The following is a 14,159-nucleotide window of genomic DNA, read 5'->3' on the forward strand; positions in this document are numbered from 1 at the left end:
ATTAAAGAGATCGATGGATCCGAGTCAAATCGCCCAGACTGCCCTCTATCAGGAAGTCGCTGAACGACTACGGCAGAGAATCTTTGCGCATGAGTTGCTCCCCGGGGCAAGGATCGACGAGCAGGCGCTGGCGCTCGATTACGGGATCAGCCGGACGCCGCTGCGCGAAGCGCTGAAGGTGCTGGCCTCCGAAGGTCTGGTGACGCTGCGCCCACGCCGTGGCTGCTTTGTGACCGAGGTTTCCGAGCAGGATCTCGATGACATCTTCCCCTTGATGGCCATGCTCGAAGGCCGTTGCGCCCTCGAAGCGACGACGCGGGCCCAGCCCGAGGACCTGGACAGGCTAGATGCGCTGCACGGGCAACTGGAGCAGTTCGCCGAGAGCAACGAGATCGCGCGGTTTTTCGAGGCCAACCAGGCGTTTCACTACCAGATCCAGGAAATGTCCGGCAACCGCAGGTTGCGCCAGGTGATCCAGGACCTGCGCAAGGTGCTGAAACTGACGCGCCTGTTTTCACTGAGCATCGACGGCCGCCTGCAGCAGTCGCTCGCCGAACACGCGGCCATCCTGGCGGCGATCAAGGCCGGCGACGCGGCGGGCGCGCAAGCGGCGATGCACGATCACATTCTGGCCGGACGCCAGGCGCTGGCCAGGAGCCACGTCGCTCAAGAACTGGCGACATGAGCGGGCGTGTTCTGTGCACGCGCGCGGAAAATGTGGCCACGGTCACCCTCTCCAACCCGGGCAAGCTCAACGCCATCGACTTCGCCATGTGGCAGAGCCTGGCCGGGATCGTCGCCGAACTGTCGGGCGACGATCAGCTGCGCTGCGTCATCGTCCGCGGCGATGGGGATCAGGCTTTCGCGGCCGGGGGCGACATCGAAGAGTTTCTCAGCCGGCGAGACACGGTGGACCGGGCGATGGCCTACCACGCGCAAGCGGGAGCCGCCTTGCAGGCTTTGGCCGACTGTCGTCAGCCGACGATCGCGTTGCTGCAGGGGGCGTGTATCGGTGGCGGGCTGGAGATTGCCGCACAGTGCGACCTGCGCATCTGCGCGCAGTCGTCGCGTTTCGGCGCACCGATCAACAGGCTCGGTTTTTCCATGTATCCCGCCGAAATGGCGAGTCTGCTCCGTCTGGCTGGACCGGCATGCCTGCTCGAAATCCTGCTCGAAGGCCGCATTCTCGGCGCGACCGAGGCGCTGGCCAAAGGCCTCGTCACCCGCGTCGTCGCCGATGCCGACGTCGTTGACGAGGCTTACACCAGCGCGCGCCGAATTGGCGCCGGTGCGCCTCTGGTTGCGCGCTGGCACAAGCAGTGGCTACGCCGGTTGCAGGAGGGGGGGCCGCTGAGCGACGAGGAATTGCGCGCCTCGTTCGCTTTTCTCGATAGCGACGATTATCGTGAGGGCCTGGCGGCGTTCATGGAAAAGCGCAAGCCGCAATTCACCGGCCGCTGATCGCCGCCATCAGGCGAACAGACCCCACATCATCTTCCCGGCAAGGACGATCAGGATGCCGGCGAAAAGGCGCTTCAGGGTGGCTACCGGCAGGCGGTGGGCGAGTCTCGCGCCGAGTGGCGCAATCAGCATGCTCGACGGCACCAGCCAGGCGAAGGCCGGCAGGTGGACGTAGCCGAGGCTCCACGGCGGCAGGTCGGCGTGCCCCCAGCCGTTGAAGATGTAACCCAGCGAACCGCCAAAGGCGATCGGAAAGCCGATTGCCGCGGATGTCCCGATGGCATGCTGGACACGGACATTGCACCAGGTCAGGAAAGGAACGGTGAGCGAGCCGCCGCCGATGGCGACCAGCGCCGAGACCGCGCCAATGCCGCTGCCGACGGCGAAGACACCGCCGAAGCCGGGCAGCTCGCGCGCCGCCTTCGGCTTCAGGTTGAGGATCATCTGCGCAGCGACCAGGCAGACGAAAACGGTGAAGAAGAGGGCCAGAGGCCTCGACGGCACGCTGCCGGCGAAGAAGGTGCCAAGCAGCGTGCCGAGCAGAATCCCCGGCGTGATCTGGAAGACGATTTTCCAGAGCACGGCGCCGTGCTGGTGGTGGGCGCGCAGGCTGGCCAGCGAAGTAAACAGGATCGTGGCCATCGACGTGCCGAGCGCCAGATGGAGGACCTCGCTGGGCGGAAATCCAGCCTGCGCGGCGAACATCATGGTCAGTGTCGGGACCATCACCAGTCCGCCGCCGATGCCGAGCATGCCGGCGAAGAAGCCGGTGAATAATCCGAGCGCGATATATGCGAGCCACCAGAGCAAGGCAGACTCCCTTCAGGTCAACGACCGACTGTGCCAAAGCGGCCTATCATCCCACGAATCGGGCGCCGCACCGCGTCTGGCCGCGGGCGATGGCGGTGATGCGCTCCTACTTTGCGAGGATTTCGGCCAGCATGCGGTCGACGCCGACCCGCCAATCGGGCAGGCACAGATCGAACGCCGTCTGCAGCTTGCGTGTGTCCAGGCGCGAGTTCAGCGGTCGCGGCGCGGGCAGGGGGTAGGCGCTGCTCGGCACCGCCGCGATGGCCGACGGGGCGACGCGGATGCTCTCGCCGGCCTGGCGGGCGAACTCGACGACGTGTCGCGCGTAGCCGTGCCAGCTGGTCTCGCCAGCGGCTGCCAGATGATAGAGTCCGGCCAGCTGCGGCTGTCGCCGGACGCTGCGCAGCGCCTGCGCGGTGACGTCGGCGAGCAGTTCGGCGCCGGTCGGCGCGCCTATCTGGTCGGCGATGACGTGCAGCCGGTCGCGCTCGCCGGCCAGGCGCAGCATGGTGCGGGCAAAGTTGTTGCCGCGCGCGGCGTAGACCCAGCTGGTGCGAAAGATCAGGTGTTTGTCGCAAGCGGCGACCGCCTGTTCGCCGGCGAGCTTGCTTTGTCCGTAAACGCTCAGTGGGGCGGTTGCGTCGCTTTCCTGCCAGGGCCTCTCGCCGCTGCCGTCAAAGACGTAGTCGGTCGAGTAGTGCACCAGCCAGGCGCCGAGGCGGCTGGCTTCCTCGGCGAGCACGCCGGGCGCCAGCGCGTTGAGCGTTCTGGCCAGCGCGGGTTCCGCTTCGGCCTTGTCCACGGCCGTGTGCGCGGCGGCATTGACGATGACGTCCGGAGCGACTGCGCGCACGCAGGCCGCCAGGCCGTCGAGCCTGGTCAAATCGCCGCACAGCTGACCATCGCCTTCGCGATCGAGGGCGACGATCGTCCCCAGCGGCGCCAGGCTGCGCTGCAATTCCCAGCCGACCTGTCCGCGCTTGCCAAAGAGCAGGATTCTCATTTCTCGCGTTCGCCGTAATTCTTTTCGACCCAGTCGCGGTAGCTTCCGGACTGTACGTTGTGCACCCATTGCTGGTTCTCGAGGTACCAGAGCACGGTCTTGCGAATGCCGGTGGCGAAGGTTTCTGCCGGCTTCCAGCCGAGCTCGCTTTCGATCTTGCGCGCGTCGATGGCGTAGCGGCGGTCGTGACCCGGCCGGTCGGCGACCGTGGTGATCTGCTCGCGATAGGGCCGGCCGTCGGCGCGCGGACGAAGTTCGTCGAGCAGTTGGCAGACGGTGTGCACGATGTCGAGGTTGGGTTGCTCGTTCCAGCCGCCGACGTTGTAGGTTTCGCCCGGGCGACCCGCTTCGAGCACGCGGCGGATGGCCGTGCAGTGATCCTTGACGTACAGCCAGTCGCGGATCTGCTGGCCGTCGCCATAGACCGGCAGGGCTTTTCCGGCGAGGGCGTTGACGATCATCAGCGGGATCAGCTTTTCCGGGAAATGGTAGGGACCGTAGTTGTTCGAGCAGTTGGTGGTCAGCACCGGCAGCCCGTAGGTGTGGTGGTAGGCGCGCACGAGATGGTCGCTGGCCGCCTTGCTTGCCGAGTACGGGCTGTTCGGCTCGTAGGCGTGCGTTTCGCTGAACGCCGCTTCGTCGCTGCGCAATGAGCCATAGACTTCGTCGGTCGACACGTGCAGGAAGCGGAAGCCCTGCCTGGCCGGGTCGGCCAGCGTGCCCCAATAGGCGCGCGTCGCTTCGAGAAGGTGGAAGCTGCCGACGATGTTGGTCTGGATGAAGTCCTCGGGACCATGGATCGAGCGATCGACGTGTGACTCGGCGGCGAAGTTCACTATCGCGCGCGGCTGGTATTGCGCCAGGAGGCTGGCGGTGAGCTGGCTGTCGCCGATGTCACCGTGCACGAAGATGTGCCGCGGGTCGCCGGCCAGCGTCGCGAGGTTCTCGCGATTGCCGGCGTAGGTGAGCTTGTCGAGGTTGATCAGCGCCTCGTCGCTTTGTGCCAGCCAGTCGAGGACGAAGTTGGCGCCGATGAAGCCGGCGCCGCCGGTGACCAGAATCATGTACAGGTCCTTTCAGAGGGAGGGAGAATGGACGGGAGAAGCGGTGTCGGCGCAGTCGGGCGCCGCCATCGGGTACAGGCCGGCCAGCCGGGACGCGCCGCCTACCGCTTTCGCGTCAGCGGCCGTAGCTGTCCTGCAGACGGACGATATCGTCCTCGCCAAGATAGCTGCCGGACTGGACCTCGATCATCTCGAGGTCGATCTTGCCGGGGTTTTCCAGACGATGGACGACGCCGAGCGGGATATAGGTCGATTGGTTTTCGGACAGCAACAGGGTTTCGTCGCCGCGCACGATCAGCGCCGTTCCCTTGACGACCACCCAGTGCTCGGCCCGGTGATGATGCTTCTGCAGACTGAGGCTGGCGCCGGCTTTCACCAGGATACGCTTGACCTGATAGCGCGGCGCATGCGCCAGCCCTTCGTAGCTGCCCCAGGGGCGGTGAACGATGTGCCTGAGTTCGGTTTCGCTGCGCGCCGAGCGCTTCAGCTCCTCGACCACCGCCTTGACTTCCTGCGCTTTCGACTTGTCGGCGACGAGTACGGCGTCCGGCGTGGCGACGACGATCAGTTCGCTGACCCCGACGGTGGCCAGCAACTGTCCTTCGGAGAGGAGAATCGAATTGCGGGTGTCGATACTCAGCACGTCACCGCGCTGGGTGTTGCCGTTGCCGTCGGCCTGGCCCAGCGCCGCCATTGCGTCCCAGGCGCCGATGTCGTTCCAGCCGACATCGAGTGGAATGACGACGCCACGGTCGGTCTTTTCCATCACCGCGTAGTCGATCGACTTCGACGGACTGGCGACGAAAGCGGCGTGATCGAGGCGCACGAAGTCGAGGTCGCAGCGGTCGCTGGCGACAGCCGCCGTGACACACTCGCGGATTTGCGGCGCGTAGCGCTCGAGGGCGTCGAGGTAGGTGTCGGCGCGGAAGAGGAACATGCCGCTGTTCCAGAAGTAGTCGCCGGAATCGAGGTAGCGCTGCGCGGTTTCGCCGTCGGGCTTCTCGACGAAGCGATCGAGCGCATAGCCGCCGGCCACGGCCTCGCCGCGACGGATGTAGCCGTAACCTGTTTCGGCACGGTCAGGGACGACGCCAAAAGTGACCAGGGCGCCAGCGTCGGCGTGTGGAATCGCTGCCCTGACCGCCTCCTGAAAGGCGGCCACGTTGGCGATGACATGGTCCGATGGCAGCACCAGGAGCAGTGGCGGGTCCTGCTGCGTGCCGGTACCGATGGCGTGCACGGCGGCCGCGGCGACGGCCGGTGCGGTGTTGCGGGCGGCCGGTTCGAGGAGGATGTCGGCCTTCTGGCCGATCTCGAAGAACTGCTCGGCGACCAGGAAGCGATGGTTCTCGTTGGCGACGGCAATCGCGCCGCCGAGTCCGGCGATACCGTCGAGGCGGCGCACGGTGTTCTGCAGCAGCGAGAAGTCGTCGACCAGGCGGAGAAACTGCTTCGGGTAGTGCGTTCGTGACAGCGGCCACAGACGGGTTCCCGAGCCTCCACAGAGGATTACCGGGCGGATCACAGAGGTGTTCATTTTCAGCGTCTCCAATTGCTGCAGGCTTGCCGCCAAGGGATTCGGGAGGCGGCATTATAGCGCTGCCGCGTTTTGCCCCTCGCAGGCGGTGGCGAGGAGTGTATGGCGAGCGCCGGCAAGCGCTGGCCGACAGGGGCGGCCGGCGAGGCGGCTGGCGGCGCGCGCCATCTTCTATAATGCGCTCTTCCCGCTTGCCGCCCCTCTTTCCCTGAACTGGCCCACCGATGCGCATCCTATTGGTAAAAACCTCGTCGCTCGGTGACGTAATCCACAACTTGCCAGTCGTCAGTGATCTGCGCCATAGCTTCCCCGACGCGTCGATCGACTGGTGCGTCGAGGAAGCGTTCGCCGACATTGCGCGGCTGCATCCGGCGGTCGACGAGGTCATCCCGGTGGCCATCAGGCGCTGGCGAAAGAACCTCGCGCGGCTGGCGACCTGGCGCGAAGTGCGCGCTTTTCGCGCCCGCATCGCTTCCCGGGCTTACGACGCCGTACTCGACACCCAAGGCTTGCTGAAAAGCGCGCTGATTGCCCGCCAGGCAAGCGGCAGGCGCTACGGCTACGCCGCCGAAGCGGCGCGTGAGCCGCTTGCGGCGCGCTTCTACGATGAAACCTTTGTCATCCCGCGCAACGTGCACGCGGTCGAACGTAACCGCTGGCTGGCCGCCGCCGCTTTCGACTATCCGGTCGACCTGGTTCTCGACTACGGTATTTCGGCACCGGCCATCGCCGGCGCTGGTCCTGCGCGGGGTCGGTCGGTCATCCTGCTGACGGCGACCAGTCGCGACGACAAGCTGTGGGACGAGGCGAACTGGTGCGTGCTGGGTCGCGCCTTGCTGGAGCGCGGGCTGACGCCGGTTCTTCCGGCCGGCAGCGCGCTCGAGCGGCAGCGGGCCGAGCGTATCGCCGCCGCCCTGGACGGGGCCATCGTGCCGCCGCCCCTGTCGCTGCCGCAGGTCGCCACCCTGATCGCGCGGGCAGCCCTGACGATTGGTGTCGATACCGGCCTGGCGCACCTTGCGGCTGCCTTGGGCGTGCCGGTGATTGCCCTCTACGTCGCTACCGACCCGGCCTTGACCGGCGTCTACGGCAGCGGTTTCGTGCGCAACCTCGGTCGTAGCGGCGCGCCGCCGTCGGCCGCCGAGGTGCTGAGGGTCGCCGAGCAGGCGCTGCGTTGATGGCGCGTCTGGCCCTTCTCGCCTATTCGCTGCTCTTCTACCTTGCGCTGCCGCTGGTCTGGCTGCGGCTGCTCTGGCGCGCCCGCCGCCAGCCGGCGTATGTGCAGCATGTTGGCGAGCGCCATGGCTTCTATCCGCCGCTGGCGGCTCGGCAGCGGCCGCTGCTCTGGCTGCACGCCGTTTCGGTGGGTGAGACGCGCGCCGCCGCACCGCTGATCGACGCGCTGCTGGCTGCCTATCCGGACCATGACCTGCTGCTCACCCATATGACGCCGACCGGCCGGGAAACCGGCAGCGAGTTGCTGGCGACGCATCCCGGGCGGTTGCAGCAGGCCTACCTGCCGTACGACTTGCCGGACGCCTGCGGGCGCTTTCTCGAGCATTTCCGGCCGCGCGTCGGGCTGCTGATGGAAACCGAGCTGTGGCCAAACCTGATCGACGCGGCGCGCCGGCGGCGCGTGCCGATGGCGCTGATCAACGCGCGCCTGTCCGCACGCTCCTTGCGCGGCTACCAGCGTCTGAGCCGCCTGATCGGACCGACGCTGGCGTCGCTGAGTGCGGTCGCCGCGCAAACGAAGGCCGACGGCGAACGCCTGCAGCACCTGGGTGCTCGCCAGCCGACCGTCAGCGGAAATCTGAAATTCGACGTCACGCCGCCGGCGGACAAGCTGCAGCTTGGCGCGCACTGGCGGCAGGCAGTCGGCCAGCGGCCGGTGTGGTTGTTGGCCAGCAGCCGCGAAGGGGAGGAAGCGCTGCTCCTAGACGCCCTGGCAGCAGTGCGCGTTGCCGACCTCTTGCTGGTCGTCGTCCCTCGTCACCCGCAGCGTTTTGCCGAGGTCGCCGCGCTGCTTGCCGCCCGCAAACTGGCTTTCCGCCGGCGAAGCTCAGCACAGCTGCCAGGCAGCAAGACCCGCGTCTGGCTGGGCGACAGCATGGGTGAAATGGCCGCCTACTACGCCCTGGCGGACCTGGCCCTGATGGGCGGGACGGTGTTGCCGTTTGGCGGACAGAACCTGATCGAGGCGGCGGCCTGTGGCTGTCCGCTGCTCTTGGGGCCGCACAGCTTCAACTTCGCCCAGGCCAGTGACGATGCCGTTGCCTGTGGCGCTGCGCGGCGAATCGTCGACGCCGGCCAGGCGGCGCTGGTGGCCGGCGAACTCTTTGCCCGGCCGGCGCAACTGCTGACCATGCGCGCCGCGGCGACGGCGTTCAGTCAGGCGCATCGCGGCGCCACGGCACGTACCGTGGCGTTGATCGAGACGCTTACGGGGCCTCGAAAAGGCTGTTGATTTTCTCCAGGTCGGCGTCGCCGAGCGCGCCGACGGCGGCTTTCAGGCGGAGCTGGGCGAGCAGGGTGTCGAACCGCGCCTTGGCGAGGTCGCGGCGGGTGACATAGACCTGATTCTCGGCGTTGAGGACGTCGATGTTGATGCGTACGCCGACCTCGTAACCAAGCCGGTTCGATTCCAGCGAGCTGAGACCGGAAACCAGCGCGGCTTCGAGCGCCTGGACGCCGGCGAGGCCGTTGACCACCCCCAGGTAGGATTGGCGTGCGGTGAGCGTCGCGCTGCGTCTGGCATTGTCGAGCGCAGCCTGTTCGGCGTCGCGCCTGGCGATCGCTTCGCGGGTCTTCGAGTTGACCGAGCCGCCCTGAAAGATCGGGATATTGAGCTGCAGACCCACCTGGCGGGTGGTGTTGTCGATCGAGCCGACACCAAACTGGCCGGGACCGTTGTTCTGGTTGACGTTGGCGACCATGTCCAGCGTAGGGTAGTGCCCCGCCTTGCTCACCTCGACGGCCTTGGCCGCCGCTTCGCTGGCCGCCTGCTGCGCCTGGACGACGAAGCTGTCGTTCTCGGCAGCGCTGACCCATTGTTCCATGTTTGCCGGTTGTGGCGGCTGCATGACGGCCTTCGGCTTGAGCCGATTCAGCTCGCCGACGTCCTTGCCGGTGAGCACGCTCAGCGCATAGCGCTTAACCGCCAGTTCGCTGTCGGCAGCAACCTCCTGCGAGGTGGCCAGGTCGTAGCGCGACTGTGATTCGTAGGTGTCGGTCACCGTGGCGATGCCGACCTCGAAGTTCTTCTTCGCCTGCGCAAGTTGCTGCGCGATCGCCGTCTTGTTGGCCTGCACGGCGCGCAGGTTCTCGACCGCGAAGAGGACGTCGAAGTAGGCCTGCGCGACACGCAGGATCAGATCCTGGCCCGCCTGGGCGAAAGTGGCTTCGCTCTGCATGACCAGCAGCTTCGACTGGTCGTACTGAACGAAATTCTGCCAGCGGAAGAGCGGCTGCGTCAGGCTGACCCCGTAACCGTTGCTGTTGTACTTGTTCCGATACGAGTCGCTGAGGGGGCTAACCTTGACCTTGTAGGTGGTGTCGTTCCAGAAGGTGTTGCCGGTCGCCGCAATCGTCGGCAGCAGTCCGGCCAGCGCCTGCGGCTCCTTTTCGCGCCCGGCAGCAGCGCTGGCGCGCGCGGCAGCGTACTGCGCATCGTAGGTCAGGGCATCACGATAGACCTGCAGCAGGTCGGCGGCGAACGCGGGAGCTGCAGAGAGAAGTGCGGCCAGGAGGAGGGCAAACTTCCGGGGGCCAAACCGCCGGGCGCCGGGTTTCACGGACATGTTTTTCGAACTCGCTTTCAATATTTGTGCATCGCCGGATCGACGTCATTCGCCCACGCGTCGACACCGCCGCTGAGGTTGTAGATCGAAGTGAAGCCCTGCCGCTCGAGAAAGCCGCCAACCTGCCGGCTACGCACGCCGTGATGGCAGATGACGACGATGTCGGCATCGCGCTCGAGCTCGTCGATGCGCGCCGGTACGCTCTGCATGGGCAGGAGGAGGGAATCGGCAAGGTGGCAAAGCTCGAACTCCCAGGGCTCGCGGACATCGAGCAGCAGCGGTCGCCGGCGTGCTGGCGACCCGCCACTGCCGCCCGCAGGAGTGCTTGCCGTCAACCATTCCTTGAGCTGGGTCGCCGAGAGCTGCTGCATCTGGTCCCGGAAGCGTCAGAAAACGAAGCGCTGGCGCGGCTTTGCCGTGCGCAGGGGCGCGACGATGGTTTCGAAAAGATTGATCGTGTTGAAGGCTTTCTCGTCGGTGCGCGTCGTCAGGCGGGCCTGCATCACCGGCCGCTCGCCGATGAACGCCGCCAGACGGCCACCGATCTTCAGTTGTTGCAGGAAGGCTTCGGGCAACTCGGGCAAGGAGCCGGAGATGACGATCACGTCGTACGGTCCGTGCGTCGGCCAGGCCTCGGACGCGTCGCCGGTTTCAACGCTGACGTTGGCCACCCCTGCCTGCTCCAGGTTGGCCCTGGCGGTGTCGGCGAGAAGCGGATCGATCTCGACGCTATAGACATACTCGGCCTTGGTCGCCAGAAGGGCGGCCATATGGCCGCTCCCGGTACCGACCTCGAGCACGATGTCGGTGTTCCTGACCGCCACTTCCTGAAGAATGCGCGCCTCGATCTTGGGCTGCAGCATGGTCTGGCCATTGCCGATCGGCAGCTCGATGTCGGCAAAGGCCAGCATCTGGTAGGCGGCCGGTACGAATTGCTCGCGCTTCACCGCGTCAAGAACCGCCAGCACTTCCGGATCGAGCACCTCCCAGGGGCGGATTTGCTGCTCGATCATGTTGAAGCGAGCCTGTTCCATATCCATCTTCACCGCTGTCATGGCATTCCTCATCAATGTAGCTATATTAGCACGATCTAATATGCGATCTTCAGCGGAATTATACCCTGCTATCCGACCAGGGTCGTGCCTCGGCTGCCGTGGGGCGGTTCGGCGCTCCCGCAGGCCCTGCCGGAGCGCTCATCGCTGCTCGCAGGGCGAAAAAAAAGCGGCACCCTGAGGTGCCGCTGTCGCTGCGTCTCGAGCCCGGTCCGGCTTACGCGCCGAGAACCTTGATCTGGGCCGAGAGGCGGCTCTTCTGGCGAGCGGCCTTGTTCTTGTGAATGATGTTCTTGTCGGCGATACGATCAATCACCGCGACTGATTCCTGAAAAATGCTCTGGGCAGCAGCTTTGTCGCCTGCCACGATCGCCTTCTGAACGCGCTTCACGGCGGTCCGCAGCGTCGAGCGCAGGCCGGCGTTGTGGATGCGTTGCTTGACGCCTTGGCGGGCTCTTTTGCGAGCTTGTGCGCTATTGGCCATGAATATTCGTTCCTATGAAAGCGGTTGGTTGCAGCGAAAGGCGAGGATTGTACAGGGGCAGACCAAGGGAAGCAAGCGCCCGTCGGTCGAGGTGTGGCTTTTTTGCCCGTCGCGATAATCCAGAATCCGGCGGGCGAGAAAAAACGGGCGCCAGGCGCCCGTTTTTTCTGCCATCAAGAGACGGCAAGTCAGAAGCTATGCACGAGGCCGCCACCGACCGTGTAGTTGCTTTCGCCGATGGCACCAACGCCTCCTGGCACGATTATGGCTTGGCTGGCTAGCGAGTTGTTATCGTTGCTGAAGTAGCTGTAGGCGGCGTATACAGCGGTGCGCTTCGACAGCGGGTAGGTATACATGGTGCCTGCGCCCCAAGAATCACCATCCGACGCGTTCTTCTTGTCGAGCGACAGTTTGCCGTAGCTCAGAGCGAGCGTACCGGGGCCGACGGGTGCAGACACGCCAAGCGTCCACAGGTTGCTGTCATTGACCTCGCCGCTGGTTGCGTTCTTGTTGTTCAGTGCCTGGTAGCTGGCGAAGGCTTTCACCACCTTGAAGTCATAATTGCCGCCGACATACCACTCGTTGACGTCCTTGCCATTGCCCGTAATGACGGGGACGGTGCCGTCGCCAATGGTCGTGACTACCTTTTGACGGCTCTGGTAGACCAGGTCGACGTTCACTGGACCGTTGGCGTAGTTGCCGCCGAGACCAAATTTACCGTTGTCGCTGGTGGAGTTGGTGACGCCTGCTTCACCGAAACCGTAGATCGCGCTACCGGTAAAGCCCGAGTAGGTGGCGCTGGTGTAGGTGATCGAGTTGTCGAAGCGCGCCGGGCTGTTCGGCGTGATGGTGCTATTGGAAAGCGCGCTGAGGCTCGACTGAATTGCCATGTCGGTTGCGTCGAGAGCGTCGTTGCGGGCGGCTGCGTTGAAGCCAGGCGAGTACTGGCGGCCAAGGGCGACGGTACCGAGCTTGTCGCTGGAGAGGCCGACGAACTGCTGACGGGCGTTGAGAGACCCGTCGGCGCCGTTGTTACCGATGCCGTAGTTACCGTCGATGTTCAGCGCGTACTCGAGCGTGAATACCGCCTTGAGGCCGTTACCGAGTGCTTCTTCGCCCTTGAAGCCGAGGCGCGGACCGGCGGCGATTCCCGAGGCGATGCCGCTGAAGGTATTCGTCCCCATGCCGGGACCGGCGCTACCCGAACTGTAAACGTAACCGGCATCGACGACGCCGTAGATGGTGACGTTGGTCTGGGCAAGCGCAGCGCCTGAAGCCAGGCTGGCAACGGCCAGCGCGATGAGTCTCTTTTGCATATCAGTAATCTCCGGTGTCGTTTTTCATCAATTGGACTGTTCGCTTTGCGCCGAAATGACCTGCTGTGACTGAGGCAGCGCTGCGAAATGGCTGGACAGAGTTTGGCAAACTGTAGGGAGGTGGGCAGGCGCGACAAACGTCGATTGGTGCAGAAAGGAGTAATTGTTGTGTTTCTGCCACAGCCCTCTTTGCGGGCGGCGCATGGCGATGCCATGTGAATTACATCCCCGGGGTGGGTGGCCGAGTGGGGTCGCGGCGCTGTGGTCACCGGCACGGGCGATAGTGGCGGGGGCTCTATACGCTACGCAGGGCTAGTGGATTGGCTGATGAACGCAAAAAAAACGGGCGCCGTAGCGCCCGTTTTACATACTAGCTGATCCGGTGGAATCAGAAGGTGTGACGCACACCAGCCAGGAAGGTGTTGTTGTCTTCGTTCACCGCGCCGACGCCGGCCGCTGGCCCGCTTGCGCTGCTGTAGTTGTCGTTGGAGGTCCAGACGTAACCAGCGTACAGGGTGGTGCGCTTGGACATGGCTGTCGTCCAACCGAGGGCGGCCGATTGGCTGTTGTTGTTCAACAGCTTCTCGCCATCGGGAGCGCGGCCCATATCCCAGCCCAGATTGCCGTAGCTGAAGAGGATGTTGCTCGCGGCCATGACCGGGACGACTGCGCCAACTGTCCAGATCGTGTTGTCGAGATTGCCATACGTGGTATTGGTGAGCGGGTTCTTGTCGTTCTGTTGCTGCCACGAACCCATGACCTTGACGACCTTAAAGTCATAGGAGCCGCCGATGTAGTACTCGTTAATGTCTTTTCCGTCACCGGTGCCGGAGAAGTTCGCACCAAAAGCTGGAACGGAACCGTATGAACCATAGACTTTCTGACGCGTCTGGTAAACCAGGTCGATGTTCAGTGGCCCATTGGAATAGTTGCCACCAATGCCGAACATGCCGTTGTCGGTGGTGCTGGTGTCCTTGCTGTTGAACATACCATTTACGGCGCGTTCACCAAAACTGTAGTTGGCCTTGGCGGTGAAGCCGCTCCAGTTCGGCGAAGTGTAGGTTGCAGCGTTATTCCAGCGGGCGTTGCTGCCCGGATTGATGGTGTTGGCTGCGTTAGCGGTCAGGAAGGCAGTCGGTGAGAAGGCGGCGCCGGCAAAGGCGTCGTTATTGATCGTGGCCTGATAGCCGGGAGCATATTGACGGCCCAGGGCGACAGTACCGAGCTTGTCGCTTTGCAGGCCGACGAACTGCTGACGGGAATTCAGAGAACTCCCGGTACCGCTGCCGATACCACCGTTGACGTCGATGCCGAGCGAGTATTCGAGGGTAAAGACCGCCTTGAGGCCGTTGCCGAGGGCTTCCTCGCCCCTGAAGCCAATACGCGAAACGCTCAGCAGGCCGGACTGGATGCCGCTGAAGGTGTTGTTGCCGCCGATCTTGTCGCCGTTCTGGAAGTCGTCCTTGCCCGCGCTGCCCGAGCTATAAACGTAGCCGGCGTCAGCGATACCGTAAACGGTGACGTTGGTCTGGGCAAGAGCAGCGCCCGAGGCCATGCTGGCAACGGCCAGTGCGATAAGTTTCTTTTGCATGGTGAATCTCCTCTATGTTTGCGATCAATGAATCCAACTGG

General features: G+C 64.6%; 14 protein-coding genes. 4 read left to right on the forward strand and 10 right to left on the reverse strand.

Features of this window, described 5'->3' with window-relative positions; genetic code table 11:
- The first annotated feature begins 13 nt into the window (after positions 1–13).
- Positions 14–685: a GntR family transcriptional regulator gene (locus QZ613_RS15365; protein ID WP_291983113.1), complete on the forward strand. Its 672-nt coding sequence runs from the start codon at positions 14–16 to the stop codon at positions 683–685.
- Positions 682–1,461, forward strand: coding sequence for an enoyl-CoA hydratase-related protein (locus QZ613_RS15370; RefSeq protein WP_291983115.1), 780 nt, complete (start codon positions 682–684; stop codon positions 1,459–1,461). Before QZ613_RS15365 ends, QZ613_RS15370 begins: the two co-directional genes overlap by 4 nt.
- A 9-nt stretch (positions 1,462–1,470) precedes the next feature.
- On the opposite strand, the gene QZ613_RS15375 is transcribed toward QZ613_RS15370, so the two are convergent.
- The 4 genes from QZ613_RS15375 to QZ613_RS15390 form a co-directional block, all read right to left on the reverse strand.
- On the reverse strand, positions 1,471–2,271 hold the full coding sequence (locus tag QZ613_RS15375; RefSeq protein ID WP_291983117.1) for a sulfite exporter TauE/SafE family protein: 801 nt from the start codon (positions 2,269–2,271) through the stop codon (positions 1,471–1,473).
- Positions 2,272–2,377: 106 nt separating this feature from the next.
- Entirely contained in the window at positions 2,378–3,274 is an 897-nt protein-coding gene (gene rfbD / locus QZ613_RS15380) for a dTDP-4-dehydrorhamnose reductase (RefSeq protein ID WP_291983119.1), read from the reverse strand.
- Positions 3,271–4,338, reverse strand: a complete 1,068-nt coding sequence (gene rfbB / locus QZ613_RS15385) for a dTDP-glucose 4,6-dehydratase (protein WP_291983121.1) — start codon at positions 4,336–4,338, stop codon at positions 3,271–3,273. The genes rfbD and rfbB overlap by 4 nt, the downstream gene beginning before the upstream one ends.
- A gap of 115 nt (positions 4,339–4,453) precedes the next feature.
- Positions 4,454–5,875, reverse strand: coding sequence for a mannose-1-phosphate guanylyltransferase/mannose-6-phosphate isomerase (locus tag QZ613_RS15390; protein ID WP_291983123.1), 1,422 nt, complete (start codon positions 5,873–5,875; stop codon positions 4,454–4,456).
- Between the two features lie 224 nt (positions 5,876–6,099).
- Here QZ613_RS15390 and waaC point away from each other — a divergent pair, with 224 nt between their 5' ends.
- Entirely contained in the window at positions 6,100–7,053 is a 954-nt protein-coding gene (gene waaC / locus QZ613_RS15395; protein ID WP_291983125.1) for a lipopolysaccharide heptosyltransferase I, read from the forward strand.
- Positions 7,053–8,342 (forward strand): lipid IV(A) 3-deoxy-D-manno-octulosonic acid transferase, encoded by a 1,290-nt coding sequence (gene waaA / locus QZ613_RS15400; protein ID WP_291983127.1) that lies wholly within the window; start codon positions 7,053–7,055, stop codon positions 8,340–8,342. Before waaC ends, waaA begins: the two co-directional genes overlap by 1 nt.
- Here the strand turns inward: waaA and QZ613_RS15405 are convergent.
- The 6 genes from QZ613_RS15405 to QZ613_RS15430 form a co-directional block, all read right to left on the reverse strand.
- Positions 8,317–9,675, reverse strand: coding sequence for a TolC family outer membrane protein (locus tag QZ613_RS15405; RefSeq protein WP_291983129.1), 1,359 nt, complete (start codon positions 9,673–9,675; stop codon positions 8,317–8,319). The two genes, waaA and QZ613_RS15405, sit on opposite strands and share 26 nt — an antisense overlap.
- 17 nt (positions 9,676–9,692) lie before the next feature.
- Positions 9,693–10,046, reverse strand: a complete 354-nt coding sequence (locus tag QZ613_RS15410) for a rhodanese-like domain-containing protein (RefSeq protein ID WP_291983131.1) — start codon at positions 10,044–10,046, stop codon at positions 9,693–9,695.
- Positions 10,047–10,061: 15 nt separating this feature from the next.
- Complete coding sequence (locus QZ613_RS15415; protein ID WP_291983228.1) at positions 10,062–10,715, reverse strand: protein-L-isoaspartate O-methyltransferase; 654 nt, start codon at positions 10,713–10,715, stop codon at positions 10,062–10,064.
- 229 nt (positions 10,716–10,944) lie between these two features.
- Positions 10,945–11,211 (reverse strand): 30S ribosomal protein S20, encoded by a 267-nt coding sequence (gene rpsT, locus QZ613_RS15420; RefSeq protein ID WP_043566151.1) that lies wholly within the window; start codon positions 11,209–11,211, stop codon positions 10,945–10,947.
- A 188-nt stretch (positions 11,212–11,399) separates the two neighbouring features.
- On the reverse strand, positions 11,400–12,527 hold the full coding sequence (locus tag QZ613_RS15425; protein WP_291900742.1) for a porin: 1,128 nt from the start codon (positions 12,525–12,527) through the stop codon (positions 11,400–11,402).
- Between the two features lie 388 nt (positions 12,528–12,915).
- Entirely contained in the window at positions 12,916–14,118 is a 1,203-nt protein-coding gene (locus QZ613_RS15430; protein ID WP_291983133.1) for a porin, read from the reverse strand.
- Between the last annotated feature and the right edge of the window lie 41 nt (positions 14,119–14,159).

Origin of the sequence: Candidatus Accumulibacter sp. ACC005, from assembly GCF_907163215.1 — a bacterium.
Lineage (GTDB): Bacteria > Pseudomonadota > Gammaproteobacteria > Burkholderiales > Rhodocyclaceae > Accumulibacter > Accumulibacter regalis.